19 protein-coding genes (1 of these 19 running past the window's edge) are annotated in these 18,191 nt (G+C 28.6%); 12 read left to right on the top strand and 7 right to left on the bottom strand.

The genetic code is table 11. From position 1 onward, the window contains the following. The 7 genes from gyrA to dnaA form a co-directional block, all read right to left on the bottom strand. Positions 1-1,468, bottom strand: the 5' portion of a protein-coding gene (gene gyrA / locus ACH36K_RS01870) for a DNA gyrase subunit A (RefSeq protein ID WP_411169326.1). It extends 1,085 nt beyond the left edge of the window; 1,468 of the gene's 2,553 nt are visible here — the first part of the coding sequence; the start codon lies at positions 1,466-1,468; its stop codon lies off the left edge, out of view. A gap of 21 nt (positions 1,469-1,489) precedes the next feature. Further along, positions 1,490-3,403: a DNA topoisomerase (ATP-hydrolyzing) subunit B gene (gene gyrB, locus ACH36K_RS01865; protein ID WP_411169325.1), complete on the bottom strand. Its 1,914-nt coding sequence runs from the start codon at positions 3,401-3,403 to the stop codon at positions 1,490-1,492. Positions 3,404-3,461: 58 nt separating this feature from the next. Next, positions 3,462-3,722 carry an extracellular matrix regulator RemB gene (remB, locus tag ACH36K_RS01860; RefSeq protein WP_411169324.1) on the bottom strand — a complete coding sequence of 87 codons (261 nt, stop codon included), beginning with the start codon at positions 3,720-3,722 and terminating at the stop codon, positions 3,462-3,464. Positions 3,723-3,735: 13 nt separating this feature from the next. Continuing rightward, complete coding sequence (gene recF / locus ACH36K_RS01855) at positions 3,736-4,821, bottom strand: DNA replication/repair protein RecF (protein WP_411169323.1); 1,086 nt, start codon at positions 4,819-4,821, stop codon at positions 3,736-3,738. 81 nt (positions 4,822-4,902) lie between these two features. Further along, positions 4,903-5,109 (bottom strand): S4 domain-containing protein YaaA, encoded by a 207-nt coding sequence (yaaA, locus tag ACH36K_RS01850; RefSeq protein ID WP_322545445.1) that lies wholly within the window; start codon positions 5,107-5,109, stop codon positions 4,903-4,905. Between the two features lie 49 nt (positions 5,110-5,158). Continuing rightward, entirely contained in the window at positions 5,159-6,259 is a 1,101-nt protein-coding gene (dnaN, locus tag ACH36K_RS01845; protein WP_411169322.1) for a DNA polymerase III subunit beta, read from the bottom strand. 268 nt (positions 6,260-6,527) lie between these two features. Beyond that, positions 6,528-7,883: a chromosomal replication initiator protein DnaA gene (gene dnaA, locus ACH36K_RS01840; protein WP_411169321.1), complete on the bottom strand. Its 1,356-nt coding sequence runs from the start codon at positions 7,881-7,883 to the stop codon at positions 6,528-6,530. 535 nt (positions 7,884-8,418) lie between these two features. Here dnaA and rpmH point away from each other — a divergent pair. From rpmH to ACH36K_RS01780, 12 genes are all read left to right on the top strand, one after another. Further along, entirely contained in the window at positions 8,419-8,553 is a 135-nt protein-coding gene (rpmH, locus tag ACH36K_RS01835) for a 50S ribosomal protein L34 (RefSeq protein ID WP_411169320.1), read from the top strand. A 60-nt stretch (positions 8,554-8,613) separates the two neighbouring features. Continuing rightward, positions 8,614-8,964: a ribonuclease P protein component gene (rnpA, locus tag ACH36K_RS01830; protein WP_411169319.1), complete on the top strand. Its 351-nt coding sequence runs from the start codon at positions 8,614-8,616 to the stop codon at positions 8,962-8,964. Further along, on the top strand, positions 8,964-9,173 hold the full coding sequence (gene yidD, locus ACH36K_RS01825; RefSeq protein ID WP_322379464.1) for a membrane protein insertion efficiency factor YidD: 210 nt from the start codon (positions 8,964-8,966) through the stop codon (positions 9,171-9,173). Before rnpA ends, yidD begins: the two co-directional genes overlap by 1 nt. A gap of 18 nt (positions 9,174-9,191) precedes the next feature. After that, positions 9,192-9,956 (top strand): membrane protein insertase YidC, encoded by a 765-nt coding sequence (yidC, locus tag ACH36K_RS01820; protein WP_322412541.1) that lies wholly within the window; start codon positions 9,192-9,194, stop codon positions 9,954-9,956. 41 nt (positions 9,957-9,997) lie between these two features. Continuing rightward, on the top strand, positions 9,998-10,621 hold the full coding sequence (jag, locus tag ACH36K_RS01815) for an RNA-binding cell elongation regulator Jag/EloR (RefSeq protein WP_411169318.1): 624 nt from the start codon (positions 9,998-10,000) through the stop codon (positions 10,619-10,621). 156 nt (positions 10,622-10,777) lie between these two features. Then, on the top strand, positions 10,778-12,157 hold the full coding sequence (gene mnmE / locus ACH36K_RS01810) for a tRNA uridine-5-carboxymethylaminomethyl(34) synthesis GTPase MnmE (RefSeq protein WP_411169317.1): 1,380 nt from the start codon (positions 10,778-10,780) through the stop codon (positions 12,155-12,157). An 11-nt stretch (positions 12,158-12,168) separates the two neighbouring features. Then, on the top strand, positions 12,169-14,043 hold the full coding sequence (gene mnmG, locus ACH36K_RS01805; protein ID WP_411169316.1) for a tRNA uridine-5-carboxymethylaminomethyl(34) synthesis enzyme MnmG: 1,875 nt from the start codon (positions 12,169-12,171) through the stop codon (positions 14,041-14,043). A gap of 18 nt (positions 14,044-14,061) precedes the next feature. Beyond that, positions 14,062-14,781, top strand: a complete 720-nt coding sequence (rsmG, locus tag ACH36K_RS01800) for a 16S rRNA (guanine(527)-N(7))-methyltransferase RsmG (RefSeq protein WP_411169315.1) — start codon at positions 14,062-14,064, stop codon at positions 14,779-14,781. 229 nt (positions 14,782-15,010) lie between these two features. Further along, entirely contained in the window at positions 15,011-15,787 is a 777-nt protein-coding gene (gene noc, locus ACH36K_RS01795; protein WP_411169314.1) for a nucleoid occlusion protein, read from the top strand. A 165-nt stretch (positions 15,788-15,952) separates the two neighbouring features. Further along, positions 15,953-16,714 (top strand): ParA family protein, encoded by a 762-nt coding sequence (locus ACH36K_RS01790; protein ID WP_411169313.1) that lies wholly within the window; start codon positions 15,953-15,955, stop codon positions 16,712-16,714. Between the two features lie 14 nt (positions 16,715-16,728). Continuing rightward, positions 16,729-17,574: a ParB/RepB/Spo0J family partition protein gene (locus ACH36K_RS01785; protein ID WP_411169312.1), complete on the top strand. Its 846-nt coding sequence runs from the start codon at positions 16,729-16,731 to the stop codon at positions 17,572-17,574. 99 nt (positions 17,575-17,673) lie between these two features. After that, entirely contained in the window at positions 17,674-18,174 is a 501-nt protein-coding gene (locus ACH36K_RS01780; RefSeq protein WP_411169311.1) for a DUF4446 family protein, read from the top strand. Positions 18,175-18,191 lie beyond the last annotated feature (17 nt).

Raw genomic sequence — 18,191 nt, 5'->3', positions numbered from 1 at the left:
TCATTACTTTTTCTATAGAAGTCCTTCTTTCATCGTTATATTTATTTTTTATTTCTGTTAATTCTTCTTTGATTACAGATAATAATTTTTCTTCGCTTGCTAGTATTGAATTTAGATATTCTATTAACTTCATTAGTTCAGAGTACTCTTCTTCTATTTTTTCTCTTTCTAATCCAGTTAATCTTCTTAATCTCATTTCTAAGATTGCTTGTGCTTGCTTATCACTTAATCCAAATCTATCTATTAATGTGTTTTTAGCAATTTCACCAGTTTTCGATGATCTTATTATGTTTATTACTTCATCAATATTATCAAGTGCAATTCTTAATCCTTCAAGTATATGAGCTCTTGCTTCAGCTTTATTTAATTCAAAAACTGTTCTTTTAGTTACAACTTCCTTTTGGAATTCTATATAATAATTTAATACTTGTTTTATATTTAATACTTGTGGTTCATTATTAACTAGAGCTAACATTATAACACCAAAAGTATCTTGCATTTTAGTATGTTTATATAACATATTTAGAACTACATTAGGATTTGCATCTTTCTTAAGCTCTATTACAATTCTCATACCTTCTCTATCAGATTCATCTCTTAGATCAGATATTCCAACTATTCTCTTATCCTTTACTAAATCTGCTATATTTTCTATAAGCTTAGCCTTATTAACTTGATATGGTATCTCTGTCACTATTATCCTATGTCTATTGTTCTCTTCTTCTATCTCAGCTTTAGCTCTAACTATAATTCTTCCTTTTCCAGTTTCATACGCTGCTCTAATACCAGCTTTACCCATTATAGTAGCACCAGTTGGAAAATCCGGTCCCTTAATTACAGTCATTAATTCTAAAATAGTTGTTTCAGGGTTATCTATAAGCATTATTGTTCCATCTATAACCTCGCCTAAATTATGAGGAGGAATATTTGTTGCCATACCTACAGCTATACCTGATGATCCATTTACTAAAAGGTTTGGATATCTTGATGGTAATACAACTGGTTCCTTTTCTTCACCATCAAAGTTAGGAATAAAATCTACCGTGTTTTTAGTTATATCTCTTAACATTTCGGCAGCAATTTTATTCATTTTTGCCTCAGTATATCTCATAGCAGCAGCGCTATCTCCATCTACTGAACCAAAGTTCCCATGACCATCTACCAGCATGTATCTCATTGAGAAATCTTGAGCCATTCTTACAAGTGCATCATAAACAGATGTATCACCATGTGGATGGTACTTACCTAAAACTTCCCCAACAATTCTTGCGCATTTTCTATATCCTTTTTCTGGAGCTAAACCTAGCTCATGCATAGAAAATAATATTCTTCTATGTACTGGCTTTAGTCCATCTCTAACATCTGGAAGTGCACGACCAACTATAACACTCATTGCATAGTCGATGTAGCATCTCTTCATTTCTTTGTTTATATCAATAGATATAACTTTTCCCTCGTTTAAACTCATGTACCTCACCTCGTTTTAGTACTAAATATCTAAATTGCTTACTTTCTTAGCATTCTTTTGAATAAATTCTCTTCTTGGTTCAACTTTATCGCCCATTAATATAGTAAATATTTCGTCTGCTGCTATAGCATCTTCTATAGTAGCCTTTAAAAGTACTCTTTTATCTGGATCCATAGTTGTATCCCATAATTGTGTTGCATTCATTTCTCCAAGACCTTTATATCTTTGTATAGCTGTTGAATTATCTTTTCCACCAACTTCATTTAATAATCTTTCAAGCTCTGAATCGGAATAAGCATAGTATTCTTTTTTATTTTTCTTTACTTGATAAAGTGGTGGTTGCGCTATATATACATGGCCTCCATCTAGTAAGCCTCTCATATATCTAAAGAAAAATGTTAATAATAGAGTTCTAATATGCGCTCCATCTACATCGGCATCAGTCATTATTATTATTCTACTATATCTTAATTTATCTTCATCAAAGTCTTCTCCTATTCCGGCACCAAATGCTGTAACCATAGACTTTATTGAATCAGCTGTTAGTATTCTATCTAATCTTTGTTTTTCAACATTTAATATTTTACCTCTTAACGGTAATATAGCTTGGAATCTTCTATTTCTTCCTTGTTTTGCTGATCCACCTGCTGAATCTCCCTCAACTATATAAATTTCACATTCTAATGGATCCTTAGATGAACAATCAGCTAATTTCCCAGGTAATGATGAACGTTCTAATACTGATTTTCTTGTTAATTCTCTTGCTTTTCTGGCCGCATCTCTGGCTCTTGCTGCCATTAATGCTTTCTCAATTATTATTTTTCCAACGTTAGGATTTTCCTCTAGGAATATTGATACTCCTTCTCCAACTATTGAATCAACTATTCCTCTAACCTCTGAGTTACCAAGTTTTGTTTTTGTTTGGCCCTCAAATTGCGGTTCAGATATCTTAATAGAAACAACTGCTGTTAAACCTTCTCTAATATCATCTCCTGATAAATTCTTATCATTATCTTTTAAATGATTAAACTTTTTAGCGTAATCATTTATAACTCTTGTTAAAGCTGTTTTAAATCCCGCTAAATGAGTTCCACCCTCTATGGTATCTATATTATTAGCAAATGAATATATATTCTCATTATAGCCATCGTTATATTGAAGTGATATTTCTGCTATTATTCCATCTCTTTCTCCCTCAACATATATTGGCTCTGCATGTAAAACTTCTTTATTTCTATTTAGATATGATATAAACTCCTTTATACCACCCTCATAGTGGTATATCTCTTCTTTGTTATCATCTTCTCTTTTATCAGTTAGTACTATTTTAATTCCTTTATTTAAGAAAGCTAATTCTCTTAATCTATGAGATAGTATATCGAAATCATATTCTGTTTCCTCAAATATTTCAGTATCAGGCTTAAATGAAACCTTTGTACCATGATTTTCTGATTCTCCTATTTCACATAAATCAGTTACAACAGCTCCTCTTGAATATTTTTGTTGCCATATGCTACCTTCTCTATTTACAGTTACTTCACACCACTCTGACAAAGCGTTAACTACTGAGGCACCAACTCCATGTAATCCACCAGATACCTTATATCCTCCACCGCCGAATTTTCCTCCAGCATGAAGAACTGTCATTATAACCTCTACAGTTGACTTACCTATCTTAGGATGTATTCCAGTAGGCATTCCCCTACCATTATCTATTACAGTTATAGAATTATCCTCATTAATAGTTACACTTATTTCTGTACAAAATCCAGCTAAAGCCTCGTCTATACTATTATCAACTATTTCATACACAAGATGATGAAGACCTCTTGAACTAGTACTTCCTATGTACATTCCTGGTCTTTTTCTAACAGCTTCTAAGCCTTCTAAAACCTGAATTTGACTTTCATCATAACTTTGCTTGTTATTTTCCAACCTAATCTCCTCCTAAAATGAAATTTTATTATAATCACATGAAGATTTAATATTGGAACTATGGATTATAATCTATATTAGTTCTTTTTGTTAAAGTTGAAGATGAAATTGGAGATAAATAAATTTTACTCTTTTTATTAACTTCAGCTATAACAAATGATTTTGGTTTTTCTTTAGAAATCCTCTCTACAAACCCATCTTCTTCTGCCATTCTTAGAAAAGCACTAGTATCTGAGCTGTACATCGTAGTTTTCAAATCAAAAATTCCAATTACATCTTTAATTGGAACAACTACATTTTCTCCTAAATGTAAAAACATAAGAATTCCTCCCTTAATTTAGGATTTCTCCATCTTTAACTTTAAAGACTCTGGAGCTACTATCTAAATAATTAGTCAAATCTTCTATCCCAGTACACGTTATTACAGTTTGAATTTCTCCAATAGTACTAAGAATATATCTCTTTCTATTAAAATCTAACTCAGATAAAACATCATCTAATAACAATACTGGATATTCTGATGTCATTTCCTTTATTATTTTTAAAGATGAAAATTTTATTGTAAGAACAGAGCTTCTCTGCTGTCCTTGTGATCCAAAACTCTTCGTATCTATGTTATTTATAAGAATAACAAAGTCATCTCTATGTGGCCCTACACTGGTTGTTCCTTTTTCAATATCCTTTTTTCTGTTCTTTTTTAAGATATCATAAAAGTTAGATTCTATATTTTCTAAATCCTTTATTGTACTTATATATTTAAATTCTATATTTTCTTTTCCTGAAGATATGTCTCTATGTATATCTTTTCCATAAAAATTTAATTTGTTAATATATTTAAGTCTATCTATTATTATATGATATCCATAATTTGCTAATTGTATATCATATACATCTAAAATTTCTTTATCTAAATTCTTATTTCTTAAAATAACATTTCTTTCATTCAGAACTTTATTATATTGAACTAGGTTATAGTAATACTTAGAATTTAACTGACATAACTCCATATCAATAAATTTTCTCCTTACTCCTGGAGAATCTTTTATAATCTTTAAATCTTCAGGCGAAAACATAACAACGTTAAAGTTCCCAAACAGCTCACCTATTTTAGAAACCTTAACTTTATTAATCCGTATTGCCTTTTTCCCATCCTTTAGTATATTTATATCAATATTTTTATCGAGTCTATCCTTGCCTACTAATAAACTTACATATGCGCTATCCGAATTCCAATTTATTAAATCCTTATCTTTTGATGTCCTATGAGATTTTGCAAACGCACAATAATAAATTGCTTCAAGAATATTAGTCTTACCTTGAGCATTATCCCCCATAAATACATTTACATTTTTACCAAGTGTTATATTTAAAGATTTATAGTTTCTATAATTTAACATTTGAAGTCTTTTAATATACATTTTTAACACCTATTTTAATTATAACATATTAGAGGAATAAAAGTAATTATAAGGTTAATACAAATAGAATATAGTTACTCTTTAAATAACTCTGTATTTTTCACCGTTAAATTCTACTATATCCCCTTGTCTGATTTTTTTTCCTCTCTGAACGCAAATCTCACCATTTACTTTAACCATTTCATCTAAAATATACATTTTAGCTTCAGAACCTAATGAGGCTGCTCCACACCATTTTAAAAAAGAATCTAATTTAATAAATTCTGTATTTATTTCTATATCAATCATTTCCAATTTCATGCATATTAATTCACAATTTATGCACGAATCTCCTTTCTTATCTTATTAACCTTACTGGTAAAACAAGATATTTTGAGTTATCTGTATTTTTACACTTTATAACACATGGGCTAACACTTGATGTCATTTCCATTTTAACTTCATCATCATCAATATTTTTTAATACATCTAATAAATATCTAGAGTTAAATGCAATTTGTATTTGATCTCCTTGCAGATTTATATTTAATTCCTCTCTTACTTTTCCCAATTGAGAATTAGACGTTATTATCATAGTATCTTCTTGAACATCTAATTTTATTAAATTACTATTACCATCCTTAGCCATTAAAGATGCTCTTTCTATACAATTCTGTAGTTGTTGTTTATTAACATCCACTAAAATTTTATATTCTTGGGGTAGTAACGAAGAATAATTAACAAATTTACCGTCTAATAATCTAGAAATAACTTTAGTATTATTTAAATTAAATAATATATGGTTATTTGTGAAAGTTATTTTAACTATATCTGATACATCTTCTAATATTTTTGAAACTTCATTTAATGTTTTTCCTGGTATTACAACTTCTATATTATTATCATTGCCTAAAAATTCACTTCTTACAGCTAATCTATAACCATCTAGAGCTACTAAATTTAATACTTTATTATTAACCTCAAATAAAATTCCTTGAAGTATCGGCCTTGTTTCATCTTGAGCTACAGCAAATGATGTTCCCTTTATCATATTTTTAAGTATATTTTGAGGAACTTCAACTGATAAGTTTTCATTTATATTTGGTAAAGCTGGATAATCTTCACCACTCATATATACTAAGTTAAATATTGATTTTTCACATGTAATTTGTATTATGTCATTTTCTAAAGTTTCTATTTTTATATCTGAATTAGGTAATTTTCTTATAATTTCTCCAAAGATTTTTGCATCTATAACAATCATACCTTCTTCTAAAACATTTGCTTCTACTTTTGTTTCTATAGATACATCCATATCAGATCCTATTAAAGTTAATCCATCTTTTTTAGCATTTATGTAGATACCTTCTAATATAGGCATTGTCGTTTTTCCTGTTATAGCTTTGTTAGCAATTGATATACCTTCTTGTATTTTTTGTTTTTCACAAATAAATATCATATAAAAACCTCCTTAAGTTATAAACATTTTGATTTTTTAAATATAGATAATATATATAAATATATAGATAAAAAATAATAATAGTAGTAGTAGGGGCTGTTAATATGTTGATAAGTGGCTTTAGCCGTTGAAATCACTAAATTGTTTATAAAAAAATATTGTGGATAAGTGAAGCAAAAATTACATGTCTTATCCACATTATTAACAAGTGATATTGTCTTACATAGTTATCCACAAATAATTCAATATATTTATGTACAGTTGTTAGTTAATTTTGAGTTAGTTTTTTTGTTATATCATTTACTGTGTGTTGTAGACTTTCATCTGTGTTTAAATTATCAGATATTTTTTCATAGGCATGTATTACAGTAGTATGGTCTCTACCCCCGAACTCTTCTCCGATTTTGGGCAGAGACATATCAGTTAACTTTCTACTTAAATACATTGCAATTTGCCTAGGATATGCTACATTTCTAGTTCTTCTTTGAGATTTTAAGTCTTCTATCCTAAGATTAAAATATCCAGCAACAACATCTTGAATAACATCTATAGTTACATTTTTATTTTGTTTATTTGATATTATATCCTTAAGAGCTTCGCTAGCTAATTCGACAGTTATTGGCCTATTCGTCAATGATGAATAAGCTACTATTCTAATTAAAGCACCTTCAAGTTCTCTAATATTAGATTTAATTTTTGTTGCAATATAAACCATAACCTCATTTGCAACATTTAATTTTTCTACATCAGCCTTCTTTTTTAATATTGCCATTCTTGTTTCAAAATCTGGAGCTTGAATATCAGCAATTAAGCCCCATTCAAATCTAGAGCGTAATCTATCCTCTAAAGTAGGAATTTCCTTTGGAGGTCTATCTGATGATAAAATTATTTGCTTATTTGCATCATGTAATTCATTAAATGTATGGAAAAATTCTTCTTGAGTTCTTTCCTTTCCAGCTATAAACTGAATATCGTCTATAAGAAGAATGTCAACATTTCTATATTTATTTCTAAATTCTTCATTTTTATCATCTTTTATTGCATTTATAAGCTCATTTGTAAACTTTTCAGAAGACACATATACAACCTTGGCACTAGAATTATTTTGCAGCACATAATGTCCAATAGCATGCATTAAGTGAGTTTTTCCAAGTCCAACTCCTCCATAAATGAATAAAGGATTATATGCCTTGGCTGGAGATTCAGCAACTGCTAATGATGCTGCATGAGCAAACCTATTACTATTACCGATAACAAATGAATCAAAAGTATATTTAGGATTTAATGTACTAGACATTTCATCATTTACGGTAATAGATACTTTATCATCAAAATTTGATTTTTTTTCTTCCCTTTCTTCAGCTTCCTGAACATCAGATGCTACAATAAATTCTACTTTATATACTTTGGCGCAAGCTGCCTCTATAGAATTTACAACCAAATCCTTATAACGTTTTTCCAGTATATCTTGAGTAAAGGAATTTGGAACACTGATTTTTATTGTATTGGAAGATATAGAAATAGGCTCGCAGCTTTTAATCCATGTATTAAAACTAACTTCGCTCATTTCACCTTTTATTATATTTAATGTTTTTTCCCATAATGATTTTAGATCATTATCCATCTTATATCCTCCATAAAATAAATTTTATATTTAATTATTAAATAGTTAATAACAATATATCAACACACTTATTAACAGATGAAATTTCGTGTTAATAAATAAGAATAAAATTATTCACATGTTAATAATTATGTTGATGCTAAAGATATATAAAAATTATCCACAGTATAAGTATGGACCTTTTTTAACATTATTAACATGGTATAAAAGCAATATTTTAGCTAAAAATATATATAATTATAAAAATAATAAAGAAAATGCAAACAAGTTATACACAATTTAATCCACAAGTGTGGATAAGTTGTTTTCTAAATAAAGTTATTCACATTCAATATTAATAATAACACAAGTCAAATAGAGTATTCAAGAAGTTATCCACAAAAAAATGTGGCAATATTTTTATATTTATCAACATAATTTGAAAATTATAGTGTATTGACATAAAATGCTGATGTATATATAATAATAAGGTAAATTTAAAATAGAGATTATAGTTTTTACTATAGAAATTACAATTTAAAGGGGGTGTAGTGAAATGTTCATGACATACCAACCAAAAAAGAGACAAAGAAAAAAAGAACATGGATTCAGAAAAAGAATGAAGACTTCATCAGGAAGAACTATTCTTAAGAAAAGAAGACAAAAAGGTAGAAAAAGATTAACAGCATAAGGGCCGCAAATAGTGGCCTTTTTTCTGCAATGCAGGAAAAAAAGGAGTAGAGAGTTTCCAATGGTGTACAGATTAAGAAAAAATAATGAATTTAAATTAGTATATAGAAGGGGAAAGTCTTTAGCTAATAATCTTTTGGTTTTATACATTTATAATAATAAGAAAAACAAATCAGAAGACAGGCTTACTTATAATAAGGTAGGAATTTCTGTTAGTAAAAAAGTTGGGAATAGTGTAGTTAGAAGTAGAAGTAAACGATTGATAACCGAAAGTTATAGACTTAATGAAAAAGACATTAAAACAGGTTATGACTTTGTGTTTGTAGCAAGAAGTGCTATAAAGGAGAAAAGTTTCGTTGAAGTTGAAGACGCAATGAAAAAACTTTTTTTAAAGGCAGGCTTATATAAGTAATGAAGAAATTAATGATAAAATCTATACATTTATATAGAAAATATATTTCACCAATGAGACCACCAACATGTATTTATGTTCCAACATGTTCACAATATGCAATAGATGCTATTAATAAATATGGAGCAATAAAGGGTGGTTTTTTAGCTATAAAGAGAATTTTAAGGTGTCATCCATTTTCTAAAGGTGGATATGATCCTGTAAAATAAGGAGGTTACGCATAAAATATGATGAAATTTTTATCGCCAATAACAGACTTTTTGACGGTTATATTTAATAATCTTCATAATGTTATTCTTACAGTATTTAATATGGAACCAAGTGGTGTTTCATATATATTAACAATTGCAATATTTACTATAATAATAAGACTGTTAATATTACCATTAAATATAAAATCTAGTAGATCAAATGCTAGAATGCAAGAGATTCAACCTGAATTAAATGCAATACGTAAAAAATATGCAAATGATCCTCAAAAGATGCAAATGGAATCATCAAGGGTTATGAAAGAAAATAATGTAAGTATGTTTGGAGGATGTCTTCCTACATTACTACCTTTACCAGTTTTATTTGCTTTATACTATGTATTTTATAATATAGACAAGAGCCTTGTAGTTGATCCATCATTTTTATGGATTCCAGATGTATTTGTAAAGGATCCATATTTCATATTACCTGTATTGGCTTTCTTAAGTACTTATTTACCAAGTTTACTTTTAACTAAGTCAATGCCTAAAAATGAAGATAGTCCAATGAATATGGGAAGTATGAATATTATGATGGCTGGTATGATGGGGATAATGGCAATTAACTTCCAATCAATATTAGTTATTTATTGGGTAATAGGTGGAGTTATACAATTAGCACAAACTTATTTTATAAATTACTTACCAGCTAAAAAGAAAAAAGAAGCAAAAGAAGAAGATGAAAAGTTAAAAACTATTCAAAATGCAAAAAAAGCAACACCAAAGACTAAGAAGAAAAATTAAAATATGTTATTATTGAGTATTTACTAGGTGGTGAATAGGGTATGAAAACATTAGAAATGACGGGTAAAAGTGTAAGTGAAGCTTTAAAAAATGCTCTAAAAGAGTTAAAGGTTACAGAGGATAAGGTCGAATATGAAGTTATAGAGGAAGGTTCTAAAGGATTTTTAAATCTCATAGGAACAAAGCCAGCAAAGATATTAGTTAAGGTTAAAAGAGATTATAAGGAAGATGTAAGAGTATTTTTGAGAAGTATTCTTGATAACATGGGAATACAAGCAGAAATAAGAATTAAAGAAACTGATGATATACTTTATATAAACTTAAATGGTCCTAAAATGGGATTAATAATTGGATATAGAGGAGAAACACTTGATTCTCTTCAATATCTAGCATCATTAGTAGTTAATAAAGAACATGATATTCCTTATAAAAAGGTAGTTTTAGATACTGAAAATTATAGAAAAAAAAGAGAAGAAACCTTAATAAGAGTGGCTGAAAAAACTGCATATAAAGTTAGAAAAACTGGAAGACCTTATAAACTAGAACCAATGAACCCTTATGAAAGAAGAGTAATACATTCTGCTTTACAGGACAATGACTATGTCTATACATTTAGTCAGGGGGATGAACCTCATAGAAGAATTGTAGTAGATATAAAGAAATAAAGGTGGGAAGGCCAATAGGCTTTCTTACCTTTATTTCTTTTGACTTAATTTAAATAGTTCTGTAAAATGAATATTAGTTAAAATGGGATATAATATAAATACAAAGTATATTGAACAAAAGAAATTTTATCTAATATACATTAAGGAGGATAGAAGATGAAAGAATTTGATACAATTTGTGCAATATCAACAGCCATAGGTGAGGGTGGAATTGCAATTATAAGAGTATCTGGAGATAAAGCTTTAAATATAGTATCTAAAATTTTTAAAGCAAAAAGTGGAAAAGATATAAGTGAAATGAAAACTTATACTATGAGATATGGACACATAGTTGATATAGATACAAATGATTTAATAGATGAAGTAATAATAAGTTATATGAAGGGGCCTAAAAGCTTTACAGCAGAGGATACAGTAGAAATAAATTGTCACGGTGGAGTAACATCAACAAACAAAGTTTTAGAAATGGTAATAAAAGCTGGTGCTAGGCTTGCAGAGCCAGGTGAATTTACTAAAAGAGCATTTTTGAACGGTAGAATAGATTTATCTCAAGCAGAAGCTGTTATGGACTTAATAACAGCTAAAACTGAATTAGCAATGAAGTCAGCATTAATGCAAAGTACTGGGTCGCTATCAGAAAAGATAAATAAGCTTAGAGAATATCTATTAAATGTATTAGCTTTAATAGAATATGCAGTAGATTTTACTGAAGATGATGAAGAGGTTGATCCAAGTATTCCTTTAAGAGTTAAGGATAGCCTTGAAAAGGCTTATGAAGATATGAATAAGCTTCTTAAGAGTGCTGATGAAGGTAAAATAATAAGGGATGGATTAAGCCTGGCAATAGTAGGTAAACCAAATGTAGGAAAATCATCTTTATTAAATGTACTTCTTAAGGAAAAGAGAGCAATTGTTACTGATATTGCTGGTACAACTAGAGATGTAATAGAAGAATATATAAATTTAGATGGAATACCAGTAAAAATAATAGATACGGCAGGCATAAGAGAAACGGAAGATGTAGTTGAAAAAATAGGTGTAGAGAGATCTAAAGAAAAAATAAATGAAGCTGATTTAATTTTATTAGTATTAGATTCATCTAGAGAATTAGATAAAGAAGACAAAGATATAATAGAGGCTATTCAAAATAAAAAATCTATAGTTTTATTAAATAAAATGGATTTAGAAAGCAATTTAGATTACAATTTATTAGATAACTTTGAGAATATAATAAAAATTTCAGCCAAAGAAGATGTTGGAATAGATGGATTAAAAAATGAGATTAAAAATATGTTCTTTGATGGTAAAATAGATAGCGAAAGTTTAATAATATCTAACTCAAGACATAAGCAAGCTTTAATAAGAGCTAGGGAGAATTGTAGTGATGCTCTTATAAGAGTTAAAAATAATGAATTCCTTGATTTAATTTCTATATATGTTACTGCAGCATTAAAAGCTTTAGGAGAGATTACAGGTTCAGAATTAGAAGAAGATTTAGTTAATAAAATATTTAAAGAATTTTGTTGTGGAAAGTAGGAGAAATAAATATGAAATATAATGCGGGAGAATACGATGTAGTAGTTGTAGGTGCTGGTCATGCTGGTTGTGAAGCAGCACTAGCAACAGCTAGAATGGGATTAAAGACATTAATTTGTACAACTAATCTTGATTCAGTAGCTATGATGCCTTGTAATCCTAATATAGGAGGTACTGCTAAAGGTCATTTAGTAAGAGAAATAGATGCATTAGGTGGAGAAATGGGAGTAAATATAGATCATACCTATATACAATCAAGAATGCTTAATACATCTAAAGGACCAGCAGTTCATTCTTTAAGAGCACAGGCAGATAAGAAAAAGTATCAAAATAGAATGAAGAATGCTTTAGAGAATCAAGAAAATCTTAGTTTAAGACAACTAGAAGTTATAGAATTAGATGTTGAGGATGGAAAAGTTAAAGGTGTACTTACTAAAAACGGAGGCTATTTTCAATGTAAGGCTGTTATATTAACAACTGGAACTTACCTTAGAGCGAGAATAATCATAGGTGATGTTACATATAACAGTGGTCCAAATGGATTAGCAGCAGCGAATGAATTATCACAATCATTAATAGATCTAGGAATATCATTAAGAAGATTTAAAACTGGTACTCCAGCAAGGATAAACAAAAGATCAGTAGATTTTTCTAAAATGATAGAACAACCTGGTGATGAAAAAATAGTTCCATTTTCATTTATTAGTGGAGACATTTCAAGAGATCAAGTTTCTTGTTGGTTAACTTATACTAGTGAAGAAACTCATAAGATAATACAAGAAAATATATCTAGATCACCAATGTATAATGGATTAATAGAGGGGGTAGGACCTAGATATTGTCCATCTATAGAAGATAAAGTTATGAGGTTTCCAGATAGAGAAAGACATCAATTATTTATAGAACCAGAAGGTGAAGATACTCAAGAAATGTATATTGGAGGAATGTCATCATCATTACCAGAAGATGTACAATTACAAATGTTAAGAACAGTTCCAGGTTTAGAGAATGTAGAGATAATGAGGACTGCATATGCAATAGAATATGACTCAATTGATCCAACTCAATTAAAGCCAACTTTAGAATTTAAAAACTTTGAGGGTTTATACGGTGCAGGACAATTAAATGGAAGCTCAGGGTATGAGGAAGCAGCAGCTCAAGGAATAGTTGCTGGCATAAATGCTGCATTAAAAATTAAAAATAAGGAATCAATGATATTAACTAGATCAGATGGATATATGGGTGTACTTATAGACGATTTAGTTACTAAGGGAACAAATGAGCCTTATAGAATGATGACCTCAAGAGCCGAATATAGGTTATTATTAAGACAAGACAATGCAGACTTTAGATTAACTGAAATCGGATATAAAGTAGGACTTGCAACAGAAGAAAGATATCAAAAGTTTTTAACAAGAAAAAACAATATAGAAAATGAATTAAAGAGATTGAAAGAGCTTCAAATAACTAACAAAAAAGAAGTAAATGAGTTTTTAGTTTCTTTAGGATCAACAGAGCTTAAAAAGCCTATTAGTTTTTATGAGCTTATTAAGAGACCTGAGTTAGATTACTTTAGCTTAGTAAGTCTGGATATAGACAGATATGAATACGAAGATGATATTGGTGAACAAATAAATACAATTGCCAAGTATGAAGGGTATATAGAAAGTCAATTAGATCAAGTAAAACAATTTAAGAAGTTTGAAAAAAAATTAATTCCTGATGAATTAGATTATAAGGATGTAAAGGGCTTAAGAACTGAAGCAATACAAAAATTATCTAACATTAGACCTGTAAGTATAGGTCAAGCATCAAGAATATCAGGTGTTTCACCAGCAGATATATCTGTTTTACTGATTTATTTAGAACATCAATATAAGAAATAAATTTCTTTGGAGGAAATTATGGAATATTTTCAATTAATGAAAGAAGCTTCTTTAGAAGTTGGATTAGAATTATCAGAACATCAGTATAATCAGTTCATAAGTTATATGAAATTACTTCAAGAGTGGAATGAAAAGATAAATCTTACGGCAATAACACAGGATGAAGAAGTAATTAAAAAACATTTTATAGATTGTATTAAAGCTTTTAAGTCAGAAGCAATCAAAAATGCCAAGACTATAATAGATGTAGGAACAGGAGCAGGGTTTCCTGGGCTTCCTATAGCAATAATGAATCCTAATGTACAAGTAACATTATTAGATTCATTAAATAAAAGAATTAACTTTTTAAATACAGTTATAAACAATTTAGAGTTAAAGAATGTAACTACAATTCATTCTAGGGCAGAAGATGGATCAAGAAAACCCGAATTAAGAGAGAACTTTGATGTAGCTACATCAAGAGCTGTAGCTAATATGGCAGTATTGTCAGAACTTTGTATGCCTTATGTAAAAATAAATGGCCATTTTGTTGCTTTAAAAGGACCTGCTATAGAAGAAGAACTTAAGGAGGCCCAAAAAGCTATAGCTGTTTTAGGTGGAGAACTAAATGGTATAATAGAAGTTAATATTGAAGAGTCTGACTTAAAACATAATATAGTTGAAGTTAAAAAGATAAGTAAATGCCCTAAGGCATATCCTAGAAAAGCAGGAACAGTAAACAAAAAACCTATTAAATAAAATTATATTCTACAATATATATTAATGAAAAAAGTCGATTAATAAATTTTTAAAAAAGTATATAAATTCATTTGTAAATAATTAAGTTTTAATAAATAAATTTGTCTTATAATATTAAGGAATAAAAAGAAGGAAATTAGAGAAGAAAATAGAATTTTTAATTTATTGAATAAAAGTAATTTAATTGAATAAATGGTAACTTATAATAATAGGGGATGGTTGGGTGCATATGAATAGAGAAATTAATAATATTAGCGTAGATAAGATATTTCCAAATACTTATCAGCCGAGAAGATTTTTTAACGAAGAAGCATTAGAGGAGTTATCTCAATCTATAAGAGAGCATGGAATAATACAACCTATTACTGTTAGAAGAAGAGGAGAAAATTTCGAGTTAGTAGCAGGTGAAAGAAGATGGAGAGCTGCTAGAATGGCAGAGCTAGAAAGTGTACCATGCAATATTATTGAGATTACAGATACACAATCTGCAGAAATTGCTTTGTTAGAGAATTTACAAAGAGAGGATTTAAATTTTATTGAAGAAGCAGAGGCTTATTATAATCTTATAAATGATCATAAATTTACTCAAGATGAATTGGCTAAGAGAATGGGTAAAAAACAATCAACTATAGCTAATAAACTCAGATTACTAAAGCTTAGTTCAGAAGTTAGAGAGTCTTGTATAAAGAACAAACTAACAGAAAGACATGCTAGAGCGTTACTATCTTTACCTAACGAAGATTTGCAGTTAATAGTTATAGAAAAGGTTGTTAAAAATTCACTTAACGTTAAGGCCACTGAGGAAGCTGTTAATAAGGAATTATTAAAACTAGCTGGAGAAGAGTTAAATAATAAAGAAAAGAAAAAAATAAAAAGTGTTTTTCCAGCGAAACTATATGTGAATACTATTAAGCAAGTATTTGATAAATTTAATATACCAGCTGAGTATAAATTTAAAGATGAGGAAGAATTTATACAAATAACGGTATCTATACCTAAGAAATAATGAAAATAAGTATATTCTTAAATTTATTAAGAGTATACTTATTTTTTTGAAAAATAAAATAGTTAATTTAATTACTTTTTATTATGTTAATCTTTTAATATTAAGGAAAACTATATATAATATTATTATAAGAAGGGGGGTGAAGCTCTAAAGTAGAGCTTTTATATGAAGAAGGTTTGCATATTCAATCAAAAGGGTGGGGTAGGGAAAACTACCACAAATATAAATTTATGCGCATATCTAGCTATGGAGGGTTATAAGGTACTAACAATAGATATAGATCCCCAAGGAAATACAACAAGTGGGTTAGGCTTAGATAAAAGAAATTTAGAATTATCAATGTATGATGTATTAACCTCAGATGCCTCATTAAGAGAAGTGATTTTGAAAAGTGAGTTAGTACAAAACCTGTTTATAGCGCCATCAACCATGGAATTAGCAGGAGCAGAGGTAGAAATTATAGGAAAAGAAAATAGGGAATTAATTTTAACTAATAAAATAAAAGAAATTGAAGATGAGTATGATTTTATTTTTATAGATTGTCCACCATCGTTAGGGGTTTTGACAATAAATGCATTAACATCAGTTGAATCAGTTTTAATACCAATTCAATGCGAATTTTATGCGCTTGAGGGAGTAGGTCAGCTTATTAATACTGTTCAATTAGTGAGAAAATCTTTAAATAAGGATTTGGAAATTGAAGGTGTTGTAATGACTATGTATGATTATAGAACAAATTTAAGTAATGAAGTTTTTAATGAAGTTAAGAATTTCTTTAATGATAAGGTTTATGAAACAGCAATATCAAGAAATATAAGGCTAGCAGAAGCACCAAGCTTTGGGTTGCCAATAATGCTATATGATGAAAAATGTAAGGGTGCAGAATCTTATAAGTCTTTAACAAAAGAATTTTTAAGTAGGCAATAAGTAGGTGATTAAATATGAATAAAAAATCAGCTTTAGGTAAGGGGTTAGGTGCACTAATACCTAACGATGTTACAACTAAGGAAAATAATAAGCCATCTGTTATATCAATAAATTTAATTAAAAGTAATAATGATCAACCAAGGAAATCTTTTGATGATGAAAAGATAGCTGAATTATCGCAATCAATAAATGAACATGGAATAATACAACCAATAATATTAAATAAACAAGATAATTATTACATGATAATTGCTGGAGAAAGAAGATGGAGAGCGGCAAAGTTACTAGGATTAAAGGAAGTCCCTGCAATAGTAATGGATTTAACAGAAAAAGATGTATTAGAAGTATCATTAATAGAAAATATTCAAAGACAAGACTTAAACCCTATAGAAGAGGCAATGGCTTACAAAAAACTATTAAGTGATTTTAACTTAACTCAAGAAGAACTTAGTAAAAGAGTAGGTAAATCTAGAGTTGCTATAAGTAATACTATAAGATTAACTAATCTTTGTGAAACAGTTAAACAATATTTAATAGATGAAGTTATATCAGAAGGTCATGGAAGAGTATTATTGTCAATAGAAGATGCTAAAGTTCAATGTGAAGTTGCACAAAAGGTAATAGATGAAAAACTTTCAGTCAGAGAGTTAGAAAGATTAGTAAAGAATTTAAATACTGAGAAAAAAGAAAAAGAGAAAGCTAGAGACATGAATCCATATTATAAAGATGTAACTGAGAGATTGCAGAATTACTTTGGAACTAAGGTTAACATAAGTAATAAAAATAACAAGGGAAAAATAGAAATAGAATATTATTCAAATGAAGATTTACAAAGGATACTAGAAATAATTAATTTATAGATGTTTCACGTGAAACATTTGTAAGTTAATTAAATTGGATGTTTCACGTGAAACATTAAAATTATACTTTATTATGAATTCTAGAGAGGAGCATTTAATTTGGAGAACATTATAAGTATGATAAATGACTATTCATCATTTATTGTTATTGGACTATTAATTATAATGTTATTACTTTTCATAATAGTAATTTCATTAGTAAGATCTATAAATAAACTTGAAAAAAAGTATAGAAGAATTATGAGAGGTTCTAATAATAAAAATTTAGAAGAACTTATAAATTCAAAATTAGAAGAAATAGATGCATCTATTGAGAAGTCTCAAGAAGCTCTTAACAAATGCGAAGTAATAAAAGAGGAAATGAAGGGTTGCGTAAATAAAATAGCTATAATGAGATATAAGGCATTCCCTGATGTCGGAAGTGATTTAAGTTTTTCAATAGCAATATTAGATTCACATAATGATGGAATTTTATTAACTGGAATTTACTCTAGACAAGATAGTACTACCTATGCAAAACCTGTAGATAAAGGAATTTCAAGGTATGAACTATCAGAAGAAGAAACATATGTATTAAATGAAGCTATTAATAAGAAATAATATATTAAAACAAAAAA

Origin of the sequence: Clostridium sp. MB05, from assembly GCF_046581255.1 — a bacterium.
Lineage (GTDB): Bacteria > Bacillota > Clostridia > Clostridiales > Clostridiaceae > Clostridium.
The sequence above is the reverse complement of the archived record's forward strand: the minus strand, read 5'-3'. Positions and strand labels throughout refer to the sequence as shown.